This window comes from Subtercola boreus (assembly GCF_003399635.1).
GTDB classification, from domain to species: Bacteria; Actinomycetota; Actinomycetes; order Actinomycetales; family Microbacteriaceae; genus Subtercola; species Subtercola boreus_B.
Genome location: NZ_NBXB01000006.1, coordinates 145,542 through 163,501 on the forward strand (window position 1 = coordinate 145,542; position 17,960 = coordinate 163,501).

The following is a 17,960-nucleotide window of genomic DNA, read 5'->3' on the forward strand; positions in this document are numbered from 1 at the left end:
GGAGCTCCAGCTGAGAAGTCCGCCGGGAGACCGCGGTTGCATCCGGTGCGCTTGCAGCGCTGGGGGCAACGCGCGGGATTCCTCGTCGACCCTGACGGGACGCAGCTGCATCTGATCCAGAACGATGCTGACCGCGCGTAGCGTTGACGGCATGATCACCTTCCCCAACGGCATCCGCGTTCCGTCTCTCGGCCAGGGCACCTGGAACATGGGCGACTCGTCGGCCGGACGAGCTGCGGAGCTCGACGCGATCCGCACCGGCATCGACCTCGGCCTGACCGTGATCGACACCGCCGAGATGTACGGCAACGGTCGTAGCGAGGAGCTCGTCGGCGAGGCCATCGAGGGTCACCGCGACGAGGTCTTTCTCGTCAGCAAGGTGCTGCCCTCGAACGCGTCGGCAAAGGGAACCGGCGAGGCGTGCCACGCGAGCCTCCGCCGCCTGGACACCGACCGTCTCGACCTGTACCTGCTGCACTGGCGCGGCCGGTATCCGCTCGACGAGACCGTGGCCGCCTTCGAGACGCTTGTCGCCGACGGGTCGATCGGGGCGTGGGGTGTCAGCAACCTCGACACCGCAGAAGTCGCAGAGCTGCCGCCCGGATGCCAGACCGACCAGGTGCTCTACAACCTGACCCGCCGCGGACCCGAGTTCGACCTGCTGCCGTGGGCCGCGTCGGCGGGGATGCCCGTGATGGCCTACTCGCCGGTGGAGCAGGGGCGACTGATCGGTGACCCTGCGCTCGCCGCCATCGCGCGGCAACTCGGTGCGACGCCCGCGCAGGTCGCGCTGGCGTGGACCCTGCGGAGCGGCTCCGTGCTCGCGATCCCGAAGGCGTCGACGGCCGAGCATGTTCGCGAGAACGCCGCGGCCCGCGACATCCACCTCACCGAAGCCGATGTCGAGCGGCTGGATCGCGCCTTCCCGCCGCCCACCGGGCCGGTGCCGCTCGAGATGCTCTGAGGCCGGTGCATGGATCTCGTCGTGTCACCCGCTCTGACGATCCCGTCGTCGGAGCTCGGCTGGCGGTTCTCGCGCTCGTCAGGCCCGGGCGGCCAGCACGTGAACACCTCCGACAGCAGGGTCGAACTGATCTGGGACGTCGCCGGTTCGGCGGCCCTGTCCGAGAGTCAACGGGCGATCATCCTGTCGCGACTCGAACGGCGACTTGTCGCCGGCTCGCTGACGGTGATGGCTTCGGAGCGCCGGTCCCAGTTGCGCAATCGCGAGACGGCGTTGGCGAGGCTGGCGGAGATCATCGCTGCTGCGCTGGCTCCGGATGCCGCCCCCCGCCGCCCGACCAGGGCGACTCGTGGGTCGAAGCTCCGCCGGCTGACCGCCAAGGGGCAGCGCGCCCAGACGAAGCAGCAGCGGCGGCGCCCCTCCGAGGAGTGACGGCCCGTGCGGATGCGCCCAATTCAGGTGGAGCGCGTCTGCAAGGTTGGATACGCCTCGGTGACGCTCCCTGCCTGAATACGAGACGCTTCTGACCTGAATGCGGTCAGGGGCCGCCCAACCAGTGGTCGATGCGGTGGTGGTCGGGGGTGAAGCCGTGCCCGACACCCCACAGCACGGCCTGGGTTCGACTGGCGACGCCGATCTTGCGGTAGATGCTGCGGATGTACGACTTCACCGTGTTCGGGCTGAGATAGGTGAGCGTCGCGACATCCGCATTGTTCTTGCCCTGCGTGATAAGGGCCAGGATCTCGGATTCGCGATCGGTGAAGCCTTCCCGGCGCCCCGGCCAGTCCAGGCCGAGAGCGCTGCCCGCCCGCCGAGGCGGTGTGCTGACCACGATCTCGCCGGCATGCACCGCCTCGAGGGCCGCAACCAGGTCCCTGGCGGGCAGCGTCTTGGAGAGGTAGCCGTGGATGCCGAGTTCCAGCGCGTTCTGGATGAGCTCGGGTTGGAAGTTCCAGGTGTAGACGACGACGCGGTCTGCGCGCGTGTTCTTCACCAGAGCGGCGAGCTCCTGCTGGTCGGACTCGGGCTGCGCGAAGGAGTCGTACATCACGATGTCGACATGGTCGTCGAGATTCGCGTTCGCATCGATCTCGGCCACCAGGACCCGGTCGCGGTACTCGTCGAACATGTGCGCCAGCCCGGTCAGCACCACGTCGTAGTCGTCGACCAACGCGACGAGCAGAGGCTTCCGAACGCGTTCCATGATTCCAAAGTACAACAGGATGCCTCGGCCGAAACCACCCCTAGGGGTGTCGCGATACGCCCCCAAGGCTGGTTCGCTGGAACAACAGAGCCACCCAGCGGCACAAGATCCCTTGTCCGTCACGGTGGACCCAACCAAAGGACACATCATGCTCGGTCTCATCATCAGCCTCATCGTCGTCGGCCTGATCGCCGGCGCTCTCGCCCGCCTGATCATCCCGGGCAAGCAGAACCTCTCCATCCCGCTCACGATCCTGCTCGGCATCATCGGCTCCTTCGTCGGCGGATTCCTCGGCTTCCTGATCTTCCAGCACGACCCGATGGATGGCTTCTTCCAGCCCGCGGGAATCATCGGTTCCATCATCGGCGCGGTCATCGTGCTGTTCATCTGGACTCGTCTCGCCGGTCGCGGCGCCGTCCGTCGCTGACCGCCTTCGTCAACAGACAGAGAGAGGATCACGCGCATGCGCAGAAAACTGGTCATGATCGGATTCGGGATCCTGATGCGGTTCCTGGCCTCCAGGCGGGGCTCGGCCGCCCGGGTCTCCCGGGCGCGCCGCTGACCCCGCTCCATTGCGTTCGGTGCGCCTCCGGTCGCGTTGATGCTGCTGGGGGCCTGAGGCCTGAGTCTCAGTGCCCGCTGCATGCGTCGCCCGGCCACGCCGGCGAGAACTTCGCCCGGGTGGTCCCGGAGCACGGCGGCCGGGATCGAGTTGCGCCCGACAGCCTCCGCGAGGTGTACTTCACGGGTGGGCTGCCGCCGGTGGGGTTCCCGGTCGATGACATCTACGCGGCGACCTACGACCGGATGCGCACCCTCACTGAGCACTACTACGACCGCCTTCCGGGCGACCGCGAGCGATTCGCCACCGTGCTCGAGGCAAGCGGCAAGGGCCTTCTGCGCACCCCTGGGGGTGAGGTGATGTCCCAGAGGACGCTTCGCCCGATCGGGCACCAGCTGATCAGCCACGGCCGGCGGTGGATCACCTGAATCGGCCCTGAACGAGTCCCCCCCGTAGTCGCGGTAGCGCGCCGTTTTCGCCCCGGGGGAGGTCAGTTGGGTCTGTGGGGGTGTGTGACGGGAAAGAGGAGCATGTCGCGTTCGATTCGGAAGGCTTCCTCGCTGACATCTCCATGAAGGCGCCGGTCGCCGAGGATCGCGAGGTCTGCCCGAATTCTTTCCATGTCGACTTTCGGCGTCGGGGTCGGGGTTAGTGTCGTCCGGTGCCGGAACTGTTGGTGCTGTTTGGTCCAGGAACGGTTTGACCAGATGATGAAAAACACTGCCAGGGCTGCGGGAATGGCTAGCAGCAGTACAGATGCGGGGGCTGCTGTTGTCTGGGGGACGGAGGAGGTCTGGAGCAGCAGTTCTGTGAGCCAGTACAGTGCGCCGCCCGCGAGCCATTGCCAACGTTCACGAGGAAACGCTCTCTGCGAAACGACCATCAGATCATCCTGATCGTGAGAACCCGTATGGGTGGCTAGGACCACCCTCCGGGAGAAGGAACGGCAACCGCCGCACTGGGAATTCTACGACCAGGATCAACGATCGTGAAAGGGCTTGCGCAGGTGACTACAGCCGGAATTTGCGGCTTTCCGGCCGATCTGCGCGGTGCTCGCGGGTGCCGGGTTCAGCGTCGGCGGGCTGAGTACCGATGCTCCGGTCGGCCGGTCTGTCCGTACCGGAGCTCGAGTGAGACAGCTCCGATGTCCTCGAGCTGGGAGAGGTAGCGTTGCGCCGTGGTACGACTTATACCGACCTGCACGGCGACCTCGGACGCCGAGAGGCCTGGTCTGGTGTTACCGATCGACTTATAGACAAGCTGCAGGGTGGGCGAGAGGTGCTCGAGTTGCGGAGCATCACCATCAGACCGTGTCGGTCGGAGCAAGTCGAATAGGTGATCGATGTGTTCCTGGCTGGCATCCGGTGGCCACTCGGCGATCTGGGCGCGCGCGGCACGCACCGCTCCAAGGCGCTCGGCCAGTGCAGTGAGGCCGAAGGGTTTGACGAGGTAGTGAACCACGCCGAGCTGGATTGCGGTGCGCACGGCCTCGACGTCTGTAGCGGCAGAGATGACAATCACGACGGGCACGCGTGTTCCGCCGAGGAGGGTGCGTGTCACTTCGAGTCCATCTCCGTCGGGGAGATAGATGTCCATGAGCACCAGATCGGGCTGGAACCGGTGGGCCATCTCCAGAGCGTCGGTCGCCGTGTGTGCTTGGCCGACCACGCGGAACCCCGGTACTTTCTCGACAAAGCCTTGGTGAACGGAAGCGACTCGAAAGTCGTCATCGACGATGAGGACCGTCAGCACCTCGTTGATCACGATGTCACCCCAGGTGTCGGGCTGGGCGCCGCCGATCGTGGAAGCACGATCATGAACGTGGCGCCGGGCGCTTCTTTCACGGAGATCGTCCCGCCGAGATTGAGCACGGTTCGCTCGACGAGTGAGAGACCGAGTCCACTGTGACGCACGAGCGAGCCACGTTTGGTGGTGAACCCGTTTCGGAACAGCTGAGGCACAGCTGTCTCTGCGATGCCTGGGCCGTTGTCATTGACGAGGATCTGTAGTCCGTCAGCGGTTTCCACGATACTGATCAGCACACGGCGTGGTGCTGGATGTGCGGATACCGCATCGAACGCGTTGTCGATCAGATTCCCGAGGATCGTCGTGAGAGCTTGCACGCGGTCTGGTACTGCCCCGACTGACGTAGCCGGATCGATTGTCAGTTGGATTCCACGCTCGTTGGCCTCTGCGGCTTTCCCGAGCATCAGACCGATCAGTTGAGGCGCAGCGATGCGGGTGCGGAGGGTCTGGTCGAGATCCGCCGCTGTGCCCTGGATCTCATGGACGTACTCGAGCGCTTCTTCGGGCCTCCCGAGTTCCAGGAGGCCGGCGATACCATGAATCCGGTTGCTGAACTCATGCTGCTGGGCACGCATCGATTCAGTCAGGCTGCGTTCGCCGTCGAGTTCCACCGTCAGAGCCTCCACGATCGTCCGATCCTGAAGGGTCACGACCACACCGTGTGGGTGACCCGAAAGAGTCACCGGCATCCTGTTCACGACAAGCCAATAGTCATCGGTGAGCACGACCTGATCGGTGACGACGCTTGTTCCGGTCAGTGCGTCGCGCACCGGGCCGGGCGGTAGTACGTCTTCCACCCGATGACCGACGACGTTGTCGGCGAGATGCAGCAGCCGCTGGGCCTCGTCGTTGTTGACACTGATCCGACCGGTTGGGTCGATCGCAATAACGCCCTCTCGTATTCCGTGCAGCGTCGCCTCTCTCTCCTGCAAGAGCCGGGCGATCTCATCGAGTTCCAGACCGAAGGTCCGCTTTTTCAAGAGCGCCGACAGCCCGAAGGAAGCCATCCCACCCAAGAGCAGCATCACGATGAACCAGACGCCATACGAAGGCAGCTGTGCCAGCAAGGCGCTGGAGACCGAATCTTCCCTGATACCCACCGAGACTTCGCCGATGAAGACGTGCTCCGCGGAATAGAGCGGTGCGATCGCGTTGGCAGTGGTACCCGTTACGCCATTGTCGACCCGGAGGTGCACCTGTCCGTCTGTCGCGACAAGAGGTTCAGACACCGGCTTGCCAATGAGTGCGGGGTTGGGATGAGAGACACGAACGGAATTCGCGTCGATGACGACAACGAACGCAGAACCAGTTTCGGCGGCGGTGACCATGGCGAGTTCCTGAACGTGCGCATCGCACTCCTCATCGCGCGAGTCGAGGCAGGACTGAACCGAGTCGTCTTGCGCGAAAGTCTGCGCGATGGATGCCGCTCTGGCCTGATACTCGTCGTCGAGATGACCGCGCGCCGTCGCCGTGAACAGAAGGAAGCCGATAGCCGTGGAGGCGGTGAGGATCGCCAGATGTGCAAGAAACATCTGGGTTGAGAGTTTTCTGATCCGCCTTCGCATCATTCTCTGATTGTCGCACTCGATGGTACGAGCAATATGCGCAGAACCGTCGCCTCATGCGCACAACGGGCGGATGGCGCAGAAGAGAGACAGCGCCAGCATGCTGCTGCGAGCATCATGCCGCAGAGGCATTGAAGCGTCGCACTGACAGAGAGGTCAAGCACATGGGTGACAACACCCCCAAGCGCACGCCGGTGGCCCCCGGCGTAGCTGACGAGGGAGCGCGAATCGATATCGTCGGATTGACAAAGAGGTTTCTCACACCGAAGGGCGAACCCTTCACAGCGATCCGAGACGTGTCCCTCTCCGTGGAGCCGGGCCAGTTCTGCGCAATCGTCGGACCGACAGGATGCGGTAAATCGACAACCCTCGCGCAGGTCTCCGGGCTGGAACGGCCAAGCGGCGGCTCGGTGCAGGTCGGCGGCCACATCGTCGATGGCATCACCGACGGCGTCAGCTACATGTTCCAGGCAGACTCGCTCTTCCCGTGGAAGACAGTCCTGCAGAACGTGATGATCGGGCCCGTCCTCCTGGGAACGTCGAAGAAGGACGCGATGGTCCTCGCGCTGGACTGGTTGCGGCGGGTCGGTCTGAGCGGCTTCGAGGATCGCTACCCACATCAGCTCTCAGGCGGTATGCGCAAACGCGTCGCGTTGGCGGCGGCGCTGATCAACAACCCGCGCATCCTGCTGATGGACGAGCCGTTCGGCGCGCTCGATGTGCAGACCAAAGCGATCATGCAGACCGAGCTCCTCGGGCTCTGGGAGGAACTTCGCCCGTCGGTCCTCTTCATCACCCATGATCTCGACGAGGCCGTGGCGTTGTCTGACCGTGTCGTCATCATGACGACCAGTCCCGGAACAGTGAAAGACGTGTTCGATATTGATCTGCCTCGCCCGCGCGGAGATGTTCAAACGCTCCGGCACGAGAAACGGTTCATCGAGTTGCAGACACAGATCTGGGAGTCCCTGCGGGACGAAGTACAACGAGCGTACGAGCGCACAACAGGAGTGGCAGCATGAGCGCAACAATCCAGCGCAAGACCGTCCCCGCATCAGTGGACAGCGCCAACGCCACGGTTGCGTCCCAAACCGAAGCGGAGCTGCAGGCATCGGCCAGGCGCGCCCGGAGCCGAAACCAAACGTGGGTATGGACCGGTCGTATAGCCGTCGCCGTCATCTTCGTCGGCGGATGGCAACTCCTCGCGCAGAACAAGATCCTTGACCCGTTCTTCTATGGCGAACCCACCCTCATCTGGGATTCGCTCGTCACCCTCTTCACCGTGGGCACCGCGTTCGGTTCGATTTGGGACCAGCTCTGGGTGACCGTGCAGGAGGCTCTTTTCGGGTTTCTTCTCGGTACAGTCGCAGGCGTCATCTTCGGCATCCTGCTCGGCTCGAACCGGTACCTCTCGAACGTGTTCAACCCCTACATCAAGGTGTTGAATTCCATTCCCCGCATCGTGCTCGGCTCGATCTTCATCGTCGCCTTCGGGTTGGGGATCTTCCCGAAGATCTTGCTCGCGGCCGTACTGGTGTTCTTCGCAGTGTTCTTCAACGCCTACCAGGGAGTGCGGGAGGTCGACCAGAACCTGGTCGCAAACGTGCGGGTGCTCGGAGCGTCACCCCTGCAGGTGGCACGCCATGTCACCATCCCCTCGGCCATGACCTGGATCATTGCCAGTCTGCACACCGCATTCGGCTTCGCCATCATCGGCGCACTCGTCGCCGAGGTACTCGGCGCGCAGAAGGGCATCGGTCTGATCATCAGCCAGTCCCAGGGCCGATTCGACCCCAACACCGTGTTCGCCTGCATGGTGATCATGGCCATCGTCACCCTCGGCGCGGAATACCTCATCACTCTTCTCGAGCGCTCGGTGCTGAAGTGGCGCCCGCCGGTGCGGTCCGACATCCAGGCGATCTGACCCAGCAATCTATCCCAGCCCCACAGAACCTCGCCGCGTACATCCATGCACGGCGATACCGAAAGGAAACGCACACAAGATGAAAAAGCGCAGCATCGTCGCTGTCGCATCCGCAGTAGCAGCACTGTCGCTGGTACTCGCAGGCTGCAGCGGTAACGGCACCCCCACCGCAACAGGCTCCGATGGAGCCGCCTTACCCACCGTCTCCATGATGGTCGGCGGCATCGACAAGCAGATCTACCTGCCCTACCAGCTTGCCGAAAGCCTCGGCTTCTACAAGAAGTACGGCGTCAACATGCAACTGTCGACCGAGCAGAACGGTGGCGTCGGGGCAGAGGAGGCGATGGTCTCCGGCCAGGTCAATTTCTCCGGCGCCTGGTACATCCACGCACCCGACTTCCAGTCCAAGGGCAAGAACATCATCAACTTGGTGCAGCTCGCGGGTGCCCCCGGAGAACGGATCATGTGCACACCCGCCGCAAACGTCAAGACACCCGCCGACATCCGAGGCAAGAAGATGGGCGTGACCGACCTGGGGTCTGGCACGGACCAACTCACCCAATTCGTCGCCTCCAAGGGCGGCGTATCGAAATCAGACTACACAACCGTCGCAGTGCACGCCGGGGCGACCGCGATCGCCGCCCTGCAACGCGGCGAAGCGGACTGCGTCATGACAACGCAACCGACAGTCGCTGCTCTCGAATCGCAGGGCATCGCCGTCTCAGCACTCGACCTGGCAACCACCGAAGGAGCACAGCAGAACCTCGGCGGCGCGTGGCCCGCCGCAGGTCTGCTCGCCGACGCCGACTGGGGGAGCAAGAACCAGGACACCGTGCAGAAAGTCGTCACCGCCCTGGTGGCCACGATGGATTGGATGCACACGCACACCGCGAAGGATGTCGCGGACGCGCTGCCCCAGGACTTCGTCCAGAACAGCACCGTGTCAAAGGATCAGTACATTGCAGCTCTTCAAGCCGATTACGGGCAGTTCCTCCCGGACGGCCTGATGCCCACCGGAGGCCCGACGACGATCTTCGCAATGGAGAACGCCATCGGCACCGACGTCAGCAAGGTGCCATTCGCATCAACCTTCACCCAGCAATACGCCCAGGCCGCGCTCAAACAGCTCGGAATCACACCGACGACCAAGGCCGCCGACACCACAACCGGCTGAGTCGGAAGCAGCGATGGGCCCACGTGAAACTCCGCGTGGGCCCATCGCCTTTCTCACCCGTGCGGATCTCGTTCGCGGAAGCCGTCAGGGATTGTCAGGTTCACCGTGACGGTCTCGTCGGGTTAGCGTGCTGGTATGAGAATCCTCGTGGTCGAAGATGATGTGCGGATTGCCGATGTTCTGCGGCGGGCGCTGGGCGAGGCCGGTTACGCGGTCGACGTCACGCACTCTACGACTGCTGCCCTCGAGGCTTTCGCGCTCGAAACCCATGATCTCGTGATCCTCGACCTGCTGCTGCCGGGCCTGCGCGGTGGCGGTATGGAGGTGTGCCGATTGATGCGGGTAGAGAGCAGTGATGTCCCGATCCTGATGCTGACGGCCGTCGACTCGCCCCGAAACCGAGTACTCGGATTGGATGCGGGGGCGGATGACTATCTCACCAAACCGTTCCACCTCCAGGAGCTGCTTGCTCGAGTGCGGGCCCTTCTGAGGCGCGCACCCCGCGCAGACCATCCCATCGTGTCCGTCGACGGAGTGTCCCTGAACCCGGCGACCCGAGTCGCCATCCGAGCAGAGCGGACAATCCCGCTCACAGGCAAGGAGTTCGCCGTGCTGGAGTACCTGATGCGTAACGCCGGCACCATCGTCAGCGCATCAGATCTGATCGATCATGCCTGGGATGGAAACTACGACGGCTATAGCAACGTCGTACAGACCTATATCCGCTACCTCCGTCAGAAAGTCAACGAGCCGGGCGAGTCCGACTTCATCAGGACTCACCGCGGCATGGGGTACTCGGTGGGGCAGCTCACATGATGTTTCGGCAGGCCACCATACGCCTGACGCTCCTCTTCAGTGCGGTTCTGCTCGTGGTCTTCGGTGCTTTCGCGATCGGGGTCTACGTGTTCGTCGTCGCGTCATTCGACTATGACAACGCGGCAGGTGATGCCGTGGACGCGGCCGAGCAGAGTTTCGCCGATCTTCGCGACGGGCTTCTTCTCGGCTATGTTGCTGCTGTCCTTGTGTTGCCTGTCATCTGCCTGGTGATGGTGCGGCTGGTGCTCAGGCCGGTTCGGCGCGGCTTCGAAGCGCAGGAGCGGTTCGTCGATGATGCTTCCCACGAGTTCAGAACCCCACTGAGCATCGTTCAGGGGGAGCTCGAGCTGGCAATCAGCCGACCTCGCACCGAGGATGAGTACGTGGACGCGATCACCACCGCCCTGGACGAGGTCGAGCAGCTGAACAGTCTGACCGCAGACCTGCTGCTTCTCACCCGCAACAGCAGCCTTGAACTCTCCGCGTCATTCCGCCCGGTGGACCTTCGGGTGATCGTGGAACGGGCAGTCGACTCCTTCTCTCGCGGGGTCGACTCGCCTCGGGTGCAGGTCTCCACAATGAGTGCGGCTACCGTCGGGTCGGAGACCCTCCTGGTGCGGGCAGTCGTCAACGTCATCGACAACGCCCTGAAGTTCTCGCCAAAACACGGCGCGGTCCTCGTCACCATGAAGTCCCACTCCGACCGGACCACAGTGATCGTGTCAGACGAGGGGCCTGGCTTGACGGCTGAGGAGCGGGCACACGTCTTCGAACGCTTCTGGCGGGGCGAGGCATCCCGCACCCTCCCTGGGCGAGGACTCGGGCTGGCCCTGGTGAAACAAATCATGCAGGCGCACCGTGGATCTGTCGAGCTGACGTCCCGCCCTGGCCGCGGTACCCGAGTGGTGATCGAACTACCATCGACCGGGGATGGTGAGCGAAAAATGAGATCAGCCTGAGAGAGGCATGCTGGCCAGGAAACGCGCTGCTGAAACAATTCTGGGAAGAGACACTCGGTAGTCGTCAGCCGATGGATGTGGCCAAAGCCCGACTGACCGGGAGATCTCCAGAAAGCGAGATCGAGCAGGCGGTTCCTCTCGAGGTACCTTCTCGTGCTTTCTGTCGTTCGTCTCATCAACCGTATGCCGCATCGAACGGACTCGGGCACACCCGGTTCCCTACGATCCCCCCTATGACATCCTTCGCCGCGCCGGGAGCGCAGACCGCCCGTCAGCTGCTGAGCAAGGTTCCGGCGATCACCGTCTGGTTCTGGATCATCAAGATCCTTTGCACAACCGTGGGTGAGAGCTTCGCGGACTACATCAACCTCGCGCTCGGCGTCGGGCTACTGGCCACGGCGGGTATCTTCACCGTTGTCACCGCGGCTGTTCTGGCGCTGCAGATGTCGAGGCGGCAGTACCACCCCGGGTTCTACTGGCTGACGGTTGTGCTGATGAGCATCACCGGCACCCTCTACACCGACATCCTCACAGACCAAGCCGGCGTACCCCTCTGGGTGAGCTCGGCACTGTTCGCCGTCGTGCTTGCCATCGTGTTCGCAATCTGGTTCTCGCGGGAACGAACTCTGTCCATTCACAGCATTGTGAGCGTGCCGCGGGAGGCCTTCTATTGGCTCACCGTCCTGGTGACTTTTGCTCTCGGAACAGCTCTAGGCGACTGGACACTGGAGCTGACCGGCTGGGGACCGGGCGTGTCGATCCTGCTTCCGCTCGCGCTCATCGCAGTCACCGCCGCGCTCTGGCGATTCGGGGCCAACCCCGTTCTGACCTTCTGGGTGGCGTACATCCTCACCCGCCCGTTGGGTGCGAACACCGGCGACTGGCTCGGACTCACACCTGCCGAAGGCGGTCTGGGACTGGGCACTTTCACGACCTCGATCATCTTCCTTGCACTGATCCTTGCCACCGTCGTCTACCTCTCCATCAGCCGTGCCGACGTCGACCGGGCAGCGGCCGCTGACCCCCGGGCAGACTCCCGCAGCGTTTCGATGAAACGCCGCCGCAGAGCACACCTCATCCTCGGCGCCGCCGCTCTTGCCACGATCGCGCTCTTGGTCACGACAGCAAGCCTGCCCCACGAGAGTTCGCTCGCTGCCGAAGGATCGGCACCGTCGTGCTCGGCCTCGTCGACGCCGCTCACCCCGTCCGAGGCCCAAGCCGCCGTGACGGCCAACTACCCCGCCTCGAACGTCATCGAGTTGCAAGGCATCGTGACGGACACGCTCTCGCTCGTCACGCAGGGCGACCAAGCGGGAGCGGCATCTCGGGCGACGGATCTTGAGACAACCTGGGACGACAACCAGGCCACCCTGAATGCTGCCGACTGCCGAGCGTGGACGTTCCTCGACCAGCAGATCGACCCCGTTCTGAAGTCAGTTCGAGCTGGCACACCGGACCCCGCGACGGAGACGAGAGCGCTCAAGCAGCTCTCAACAACGCTGGGGACATCGTGATTCGCTGAAGGTGTCCGTGCGAATCCCGCGTACACACATCGGCCTCAAAGTTGGGGATTGCTGACCCTCTCATCCTGGTCTCACGGACCTGTTCGTAGCGTCGAATGATCGGGTACTCCCATCCGATATCGAACAAAGGAACTCCCCATGAAGAAAGCCCTCACGTGGACTCTCGGGTCAGTTGGTGCCGCGGCCCTGCTCATCGGCGGCGGCTTCGCCCTCGCTATCCCCGCAGTGGCCTCAACTCCCGCACCCGCTCCTTCCTCAAGCTCAGGCACTGACAACGGCAGTGCGAGCGACGCCGAGACAGCGGATGACGGCGCGACTGTCGGTGCCTCGACCGACAGCGAGACAGCCGACGATGCCACCGCAGTCGAGGACGGAACGAGCGACGGCGAGACGGCCGACGACACCACCCCCGCAACGCCTGGGAAGTAGCGGAGGCCGAGGAGCTGGGCGGCCCATCGGTTGCCCGGCCCCTCAGGCCGGGTAGACGACCACCCCGCCAGCGACGCTCACCCGGGCATTCTGCCCCGCCCCGTATCTTTCGGGCGCGGACGTCACGTACGGAATACTGACGGGCTCCCCTCCCGCACCGAGCGAGACGGTCACGTCGAGTTTCGAGCCCACTGCCTGCACGCCGGTGACCGTGGCATTGGGAAAGGTGCTTTCGACGTCGATGGTGAGCTGGGCGGGCCTGATGAGGGCCTGGTGCGGCCCGCTCGACGCTCGATGGTCGTGCCTGATGGGATGCGAGCCGAGCGCAGTGTGCGCCGCTCCGTCGCTCACCTCGCAGGCCAGAAGGATCGCGTCTCCGAGGAATTCGGCGATACCGGCCGTGTGCGGGTCGTCGAAGACCGCCGCGGGCGGTCCGGCCTGCGAGATCCGGCCGCCGGCGATGATGGCGACCTGGTCACCGAACGACAGGGCCTCATCCTGGTCGTGGGTGACGAGGATCGTGGTGACGCCGCTCTGTTCGAGGGCCTCGATGACCGCTCTCCGGGTGGATGCCCGCAGCCCCGTGTCGAGCGCGCTGAACGGTTCGTCGAGCAACACGACCTCGGGTTCGGGCGCCAGTGCGCGGGCCAGGGCGACCCGCTGCTGCTGGCCTCCGGAGAGCTCGTGCGGATACCGGCCGAGCAGGGTGCTGCCGATGGCCACCAGGGCAGCGACCTCGGCCACCCGTGCCGAGCGCTGTGCCGTTCGGGGCAGTCCGAAGCGGATGTTCTGCTCGACCGTGAGGTGCGGGAACAGGGCCCCATCCTGCGCGACATACCCGACCCCCCTGCGGTGTGCGGGAACAGACGAGGCCCCGCCCGCCAGAACGGCGCCGCCGAGGCTGATCTGTCCGGCATCCGGAGCATCGAACCCGGCGATGAGACGGAGCAGGGTGCTCTTGCCGCTGCCCGACGCGCCGACGACGGATGTTCGTGAGCCGCTCGGCACGGTCAGGGTCACGTTCTGCAGAACCGGCTGCCCGCCCAGGTGCTTCGTGATGCCGGTGAGAACAAGTGTTGACATCAGCGAACACGCTTTCGGGTCTGCAGGAAGAGAATGGCCACCGAGGGAAGCGACAGCGCGATGAGCAGCAGCGCGTAGGGGGCTGCGTCGGAGTAGGCGACAGACGAGCTGGCCGACCAGAACTGGGTGGCGAGGGTTCTCGTACCGCTGGGGGCGAGCAGAAGTGTCGCGGTGAGTTCGTTGGCGGCCCCGAGCCCCACCAGCGCAGCCCCTGCGCCGAGGGCGGGGAGGATGAGGGGCAGGGTCACCTGAGCGCGAGCCACGAGGGGTGAGCGGCCGAGCGACCGGGCGGCCTCTTCGAGGGAGACCGGCGCCTGGGCGATGCCGGCACGGAGGCTCACGAGCGCGCGCGGCAGGAAGATGATGACGTAGGCGAGCACCACGGTGAACACGGACTGGTACAGCGCCGGAACGACCCGGATGGTGATCGTGACGAGCCCCAGCGCGATGATGATGGCCGGCAGGCTGCTGGCGAGGTAGGAGGAACCTTCCAGAAAGCGGGGAAGGCGACCCGGGTGGCGAACGGTCAGCCACGCAATGGGGAGCGCCACGAGCACGGTCACGACGGCGCCGGTCGCGGCCAAACCGGCCGTCTGGATGATCGCCCCCGGCAGTTCGCGTTGCGACCAGGGGTCGCCGATGCTGAGCCAGCGCAGGAGGCTGGCGGCGGGAACGCCGATCGCTGCGACCAGCAGCACCACCAGCCCGGCGAGGGCGAGGGGCGTCGCCCGGCCGAGCCTCTGCTGCACCGCGGCTCTTGCCGCACCCGATCCGACCCGGGAATACCGCGCCGTGCCGCGCGTCACCGATTCGCCCAGGAGCAGAATGAGGCAGAGCCCGGCGAGCACAATGCCGAGCGCGCTGGCGGCGGGGCCTGCGAAGGTGGACTGGTACTGCACCACGATCGCGGTGGTGAACGTGTCGAACCGGATCAGCGCAAACGCTCCGTACTCCGACAGCAGGTGCAGGGCGACGACCAGGCCGCCGCCCCAGCCGGCAAGTCTCAGCTGGGGCAGAACGACGCGCGCAAAGACCCTCCAGGGCCCCAGCCCGAGTGCCCGGGCGGACTCCTCGAGCGCGGGGTCAAGCCGGCGGAGCGTGGCGACCGCGGGCAGATAGACCAGGGGGTAGTAGGCGAGAGTCGCGACGAGCAGGCCCCCGCCGATGCCGCCGATGGAGGGGATGGCGCTGACCCAGCCGTAGCTGCTCACGAACGCCGGAACGGCCAGCGGTGCAGCCAGAAGCACGGCCCAGACGCGACGGCCGGGGAGGGTCGTGCGTTCGACGAGCCACGCGCCGCCCACCCCGAGCAGGATCGTCACGGGAACGCCGAGAACGACGAGCAGAACGGTGTTCACCAGCAGTTCGCCGACCTTCGGCCGGAACACCAGAGGAGCAAGCGTCGGCCAGCCGACCTGGAACCCGATGGCGACCACGTAACCGACGGGCAGAAGCATGATGACGGCCAGTACCGCCACCGCGACGAGCAGGAGTGACGGCCTCAGCCGCCCTGCGGCCATCAGATGAGGCCGGCCTGGGTCATGAGGTCGGTGACCTCGGTGCTGTTCAGCGTCGAGGGGTCGATGGCGGGGGCATCGAGGGTGTCGAGGGCGGGCAACGCCGTGTTCGGGGTGACATCGCTGGCCACGGGGTATTCGAAGCTCGTACCGGTCTGCAGGATCGTCTGGCCGGCGGTGCCGGTGATGAACGCGAGGAACGCCTGCGCAGCGGCCTGTTTCTTGCTCGAGGCAAGCACTCCCCCACCCGAGATGCTGACGAAGGCGCCCGGGTCCTGGTTCTTGAAGTAGTACAGCCTCGTGTTGCCGCTGTTCTCCTTCGTACCGGCCTGGTCGATTGCCCAGTAGTAGTGGTAGATCACACCGGCCGGAACCTGGCCGGCATTGACGGCCTTCATGACCGTGCTGTTGCCCTTGTAGTCGACGTAGTTCGTCTTCATCGCTTTCAACCAGGCGAGCGTCGCGTCGGAACCCTTCAGGTCGAGGTAGGCCGAGATGATCGCCTGGAAGTCGGCTCCGCCCGGCGATGCGGCCCAGCGACCTTTCCACGCCGGGTCGGCGAGGTCGCTGAGGGATGCGGGCAGGTCTGCCTCCGGCAGCAAGGACGGGTTGTAGACCAGCACCGTGGAGCGGGCCGCGATGCCGGTCCACTTCGCGGTCGAGGGCCGGTAGGCATCCGGAACCTGCGCCTGTGTCGACGCGTCGACGTCGGCGAAGAGGCCTGCGTTCTCGACCAGTGACATCGCCGGCGAGTTCTCGGTCAGGAACACATCGGCGGGGGAGGCCGCGCCTTCGGCGACGAGCTGGTTCGACAATTCTGAGTCATCGCCGTTTCGCAAGGTCACGGTGACACCGGTCTGGGCCGTGAAGGCATCTGCCCAAGCCTGGGTGAGTTCTTCGTGCTGGGCGTTGTAGACCGTGATCGACGTACCAGCCAGAGACGTGGAGTCGCCCGACGCGGCGGGTGCAGCCGGTGAACCGGCGCAGGCGGAGAGGGCGAGAGCGACGGCCGCGGAGACGGCGACGATGACGGGGAGGCGTTTCATGGATCCTTCGGGCTTTCACACACAATTTCGGGGCAAGGTAAGGCTACCCTCATTCTCGCGGTGCGGCATCATCACAGAGAAGTACGCCGCCAGTCCTCACAATCAGTGATGTACGCCGGAGCCTGCCGTGGGAATACTTCTCGCGGTTAGAGTTACGCGTGTGTTGGTCTGGTTCGAGAGACGCCCGCGCGTCACCGACGCGGGCATAGCGCTAGCGGCCGCCCTTGCCCTGTTCTGGGCGCTCGGAGTGCTCGTGCGAAACCGCCGGTCATCGGCCGCCGCGAGAGCCGATCGAGACCGCGACCGCATCCTCGCCGAGGCGCGCCTCACCCAGGAACGCGAACGTGCCCTGCTCAGCCGTGAGATGCATGACATCATCGGTCACGCCCTTGCCGTGGTCATCGCGCAATCCGATGGCGCCCGCTATGCGAAAGCCACCAACCCGCAGGCTGAGACGGCCGCCCTGGAGACGATCAACCGCACGGCCCGTTCTGCACTCGACGACGTGCACGAGCTGCTCAGCGTGCTGCGAGAACCCGGAGACGCCACGACAGCCGGAATCAGCACAGGTGACCTCGACCTGCTCGTCAACAGTGTCCGACAAGCTGGTCTCGAGGTGACAGTGCACGAGACGGGCATCCGGATGCCACTGACCGCAGCCCACGACCTGACGATATTTCGCGTGCTGCAGGAATCGCTCACCAACGCCATCAAGCACGGCGGCCGCGGAACAGCAGCGACCGTGAGACTCGACTGGGGCCCGAATGACGTGTGCTTCGGCGTCACGACAGTGGAGACATCTGCCGCCAACCCGCAGGCCACCGGCCGGATCTCGCTTCCCGGCCAGGGACTCATCGGCATGCGCGAACGAATGCGACTCCTCGACGGAACCGTCGAGGCCGGCCGCCGAACCGACGGTGCACCCGGGTTCCGGGTCGATGCGCGCCTACCCTACAGATCTTTGGGGGCACCGCGGTGAGCACGTCTATCCGGGTGGGACTGGCAGATGACCAGCCCCTCTTCCGCGCCGGAATCGCAATGGTCGTGAACTCCCAACCTCCACCGACCCGGAGTTTCTGCTCGCGGCCATCCGTACCCCGCGCGCGAACACAACATCTTCGATCTTGTCGCGTCAGGCCTGAGCAACGCCGAGATCGCAGCATCCCTCCATCTCAGCGAGACGACGGTGAAGACCCACGTCAGCCGCATCCTGACGAAGCTGGGTCTGCGCGACCGGGTACAGCTCGTGATCTTCGCCTACGAGAACAGCCTCATCGGCACCGACCGACAGGCACGTCATCACAGAGATGTATGCCGAAGATGCTCCGCTGTACTGATTCGCCGGGGCGGCACTTCTCCTTAACGTGGAACTATCCCACGAGAAGGAG

The 17,960-nt window shown here is 64.8% G+C and carries 19 protein-coding genes and 1 pseudogene; 13 read left to right on the forward strand and 7 right to left on the reverse strand.

What is annotated here, in order from left to right; translation table 11 throughout:
• Positions 1 to 151 precede the first annotated feature (151 nt).
• Entirely contained in the window at positions 152 to 964 is an 813-nt protein-coding gene (locus B7R22_RS01835) for an aldo/keto reductase (protein WP_216363349.1), read from the forward strand.
• A gap of 9 nt (positions 965 to 973) precedes the next feature.
• Entirely contained in the window at positions 974 to 1,396 is a 423-nt protein-coding gene (arfB, locus tag B7R22_RS01840) for an alternative ribosome rescue aminoacyl-tRNA hydrolase ArfB (RefSeq protein ID WP_116410097.1), read from the forward strand.
• A 106-nt stretch (positions 1,397 to 1,502) separates the two neighbouring features.
• Here the strand turns inward: arfB and B7R22_RS01845 are convergent, their stop codons facing one another.
• Positions 1,503 to 2,168 carry a response regulator transcription factor gene (locus tag B7R22_RS01845; RefSeq protein WP_116410098.1) on the reverse strand — a complete coding sequence of 222 codons (666 nt, stop codon included), beginning with the start codon at positions 2,166 to 2,168 and terminating at the stop codon, positions 1,503 to 1,505.
• A gap of 148 nt (positions 2,169 to 2,316) precedes the next feature.
• On the opposite strand from B7R22_RS01845, the gene B7R22_RS01850 reads away from it, so the two are divergent.
• Positions 2,317 to 2,595 (forward strand): GlsB/YeaQ/YmgE family stress response membrane protein, encoded by a 279-nt coding sequence (locus tag B7R22_RS01850; RefSeq protein ID WP_116410099.1) that lies wholly within the window; start codon positions 2,317 to 2,319, stop codon positions 2,593 to 2,595.
• A gap of 254 nt (positions 2,596 to 2,849) precedes the next feature.
• Positions 2,850 to 3,158, forward strand: coding sequence for a hypothetical protein (locus B7R22_RS01855; protein WP_116410100.1), 309 nt, complete (start codon positions 2,850 to 2,852; stop codon positions 3,156 to 3,158).
• Between the two features lie 62 nt (positions 3,159 to 3,220).
• On the opposite strand, the gene B7R22_RS01860 is transcribed toward B7R22_RS01855, so the two are convergent.
• From B7R22_RS01860 to B7R22_RS01870, 3 genes are all read right to left on the reverse strand, one after another.
• Positions 3,221 to 3,613: a hypothetical protein gene (locus B7R22_RS01860; RefSeq protein ID WP_116410101.1), complete on the reverse strand. Its 393-nt coding sequence runs from the start codon at positions 3,611 to 3,613 to the stop codon at positions 3,221 to 3,223.
• A gap of 185 nt (positions 3,614 to 3,798) precedes the next feature.
• Positions 3,799 to 4,494: a response regulator gene (locus B7R22_RS01865; RefSeq protein WP_253258825.1), complete on the reverse strand. Its 696-nt coding sequence runs from the start codon at positions 4,492 to 4,494 to the stop codon at positions 3,799 to 3,801.
• A complete protein-coding gene (locus B7R22_RS01870; RefSeq protein WP_116410102.1) occupies positions 4,491 to 6,104 on the reverse strand; it encodes a sensor histidine kinase in 1,614 nt (537 codons plus the stop codon). The genes B7R22_RS01865 and B7R22_RS01870 overlap by 4 nt, the downstream gene beginning before the upstream one ends.
• Positions 6,105 to 6,157: 53 nt before the next feature.
• Here B7R22_RS01870 and B7R22_RS01875 point away from each other — a divergent pair, with 53 nt between their 5' ends.
• From B7R22_RS01875 to B7R22_RS01905, 7 genes are all read left to right on the forward strand, one after another.
• On the forward strand, positions 6,158 to 7,123 hold the full coding sequence (locus B7R22_RS01875) for an ABC transporter ATP-binding protein (protein WP_216363350.1): 966 nt from the start codon (positions 6,158 to 6,160) through the stop codon (positions 7,121 to 7,123).
• The gene (locus B7R22_RS01880) at positions 7,120 to 8,025 is read left to right on the forward strand and encodes an ABC transporter permease (protein ID WP_116410104.1); all 906 of its coding nucleotides are present in this window, start codon (positions 7,120 to 7,122) and stop codon (positions 8,023 to 8,025) included. Before B7R22_RS01875 ends, B7R22_RS01880 begins: the two co-directional genes overlap by 4 nt.
• A gap of 79 nt (positions 8,026 to 8,104) precedes the next feature.
• Entirely contained in the window at positions 8,105 to 9,199 is a 1,095-nt protein-coding gene (locus B7R22_RS01885; RefSeq protein WP_116410105.1) for an ABC transporter substrate-binding protein, read from the forward strand.
• Between the two features lie 147 nt (positions 9,200 to 9,346).
• Entirely contained in the window at positions 9,347 to 10,015 is a 669-nt protein-coding gene (locus tag B7R22_RS01890) for a response regulator transcription factor (RefSeq protein WP_253258826.1), read from the forward strand.
• Positions 10,012 to 10,974: a sensor histidine kinase gene (locus B7R22_RS01895; RefSeq protein ID WP_116410107.1), complete on the forward strand. Its 963-nt coding sequence runs from the start codon at positions 10,012 to 10,014 to the stop codon at positions 10,972 to 10,974. The genes B7R22_RS01890 and B7R22_RS01895 overlap by 4 nt, the downstream gene beginning before the upstream one ends.
• A gap of 233 nt (positions 10,975 to 11,207) precedes the next feature.
• Entirely contained in the window at positions 11,208 to 12,488 is a 1,281-nt protein-coding gene (locus B7R22_RS01900; protein ID WP_116410108.1) for a COG4705 family protein, read from the forward strand.
• Positions 12,489 to 12,635: 147 nt separating this feature from the next.
• Positions 12,636 to 12,926: a hypothetical protein gene (locus B7R22_RS01905; protein ID WP_116410109.1), complete on the forward strand. Its 291-nt coding sequence runs from the start codon at positions 12,636 to 12,638 to the stop codon at positions 12,924 to 12,926.
• A 42-nt stretch (positions 12,927 to 12,968) separates the two neighbouring features.
• Here B7R22_RS01905 and B7R22_RS01910 read toward each other — a convergent pair whose 3' ends face one another.
• The 3 genes from B7R22_RS01910 to B7R22_RS01920 are packed head-to-tail and all read right to left on the reverse strand — an operon-like array spanning position 12,969 to position 16,572.
• The gene (locus B7R22_RS01910) at positions 12,969 to 14,009 is read right to left on the reverse strand and encodes an ABC transporter ATP-binding protein (protein ID WP_116410110.1); all 1,041 of its coding nucleotides are present in this window, start codon (positions 14,007 to 14,009) and stop codon (positions 12,969 to 12,971) included.
• Positions 14,009 to 15,529, reverse strand: coding sequence for an ABC transporter permease (locus B7R22_RS01915; RefSeq protein ID WP_116410111.1), 1,521 nt, complete (start codon positions 15,527 to 15,529; stop codon positions 14,009 to 14,011). The genes B7R22_RS01910 and B7R22_RS01915 overlap by 1 nt, the downstream gene beginning before the upstream one ends.
• Complete coding sequence (locus B7R22_RS01920) at positions 15,529 to 16,572, reverse strand: iron ABC transporter substrate-binding protein (protein WP_116410112.1); 1,044 nt, start codon at positions 16,570 to 16,572, stop codon at positions 15,529 to 15,531. The genes B7R22_RS01915 and B7R22_RS01920 overlap by 1 nt, the downstream gene beginning before the upstream one ends.
• A gap of 160 nt (positions 16,573 to 16,732) precedes the next feature.
• On the opposite strand from B7R22_RS01920, the gene B7R22_RS01925 reads away from it, so the two are divergent.
• Together B7R22_RS01925 and B7R22_RS01930 are read left to right on the forward strand one after the other, a co-directional pair.
• The gene (locus tag B7R22_RS01925; RefSeq protein WP_116410113.1) at positions 16,733 to 17,551 is read left to right on the forward strand and encodes a sensor histidine kinase; all 819 of its coding nucleotides are present in this window, start codon (positions 16,733 to 16,735) and stop codon (positions 17,549 to 17,551) included.
• A 120-nt stretch (positions 17,552 to 17,671) separates the two neighbouring features.
• A pseudogene (locus B7R22_RS01930) lies at positions 17,672 to 17,848 on the forward strand (response regulator transcription factor); the annotation flags it as partial.
• Positions 17,849 to 17,960 lie beyond the last annotated feature (112 nt).

Coding starts and splice junctions, on each gene's coding strand:
- B7R22_RS01835 (WP_216363349.1), top strand. CDS start 152: ATGATCACCTTCCCCAACGGCATCCGCGTTCCGTCTCTCGGCCAGGGC.
- arfB (WP_116410097.1), top strand. CDS start 974: ATGGATCTCGTCGTGTCACCCGCTCTGACGATCCCGTCGTCGGAGCTC.
- B7R22_RS01915 (WP_116410111.1), bottom strand. CDS start 15,529: ATGGCCGCAGGGCGGCTGAGGCCGTCACTCCTGCTCGTCGCGGTGGCG.
- B7R22_RS01860 (WP_116410101.1), bottom strand. CDS start 3,613: ATGGTCGTTTCGCAGAGAGCGTTTCCTCGTGAACGTTGGCAATGGCTC.
- B7R22_RS01845 (WP_116410098.1), bottom strand. CDS start 2,168: ATGGAACGCGTTCGGAAGCCTCTGCTCGTCGCGTTGGTCGACGACTAC.
- B7R22_RS01905 (WP_116410109.1), top strand. CDS start 12,636: ATGAAGAAAGCCCTCACGTGGACTCTCGGGTCAGTTGGTGCCGCGGCC.
- B7R22_RS01850 (WP_116410099.1), top strand. CDS start 2,317: ATGCTCGGTCTCATCATCAGCCTCATCGTCGTCGGCCTGATCGCCGGC.
- B7R22_RS01870 (WP_116410102.1), bottom strand. CDS start 6,104: ATGATGCGAAGGCGGATCAGAAAACTCTCAACCCAGATGTTTCTTGCA.
- B7R22_RS01920 (WP_116410112.1), bottom strand. CDS start 16,572: ATGAAACGCCTCCCCGTCATCGTCGCCGTCTCCGCGGCCGTCGCTCTC.
- B7R22_RS01895 (WP_116410107.1), top strand. CDS start 10,012: ATGATGTTTCGGCAGGCCACCATACGCCTGACGCTCCTCTTCAGTGCG.
- B7R22_RS01880 (WP_116410104.1), top strand. CDS start 7,120: ATGAGCGCAACAATCCAGCGCAAGACCGTCCCCGCATCAGTGGACAGC.
- B7R22_RS01900 (WP_116410108.1), top strand. CDS start 11,208: ATGACATCCTTCGCCGCGCCGGGAGCGCAGACCGCCCGTCAGCTGCTG.
- B7R22_RS01885 (WP_116410105.1), top strand. CDS start 8,105: ATGAAAAAGCGCAGCATCGTCGCTGTCGCATCCGCAGTAGCAGCACTG.
- B7R22_RS01910 (WP_116410110.1), bottom strand. CDS start 14,009: ATGTCAACACTTGTTCTCACCGGCATCACGAAGCACCTGGGCGGGCAG.
- B7R22_RS01875 (WP_216363350.1), top strand. CDS start 6,158: ATGCGCACAACGGGCGGATGGCGCAGAAGAGAGACAGCGCCAGCATGC.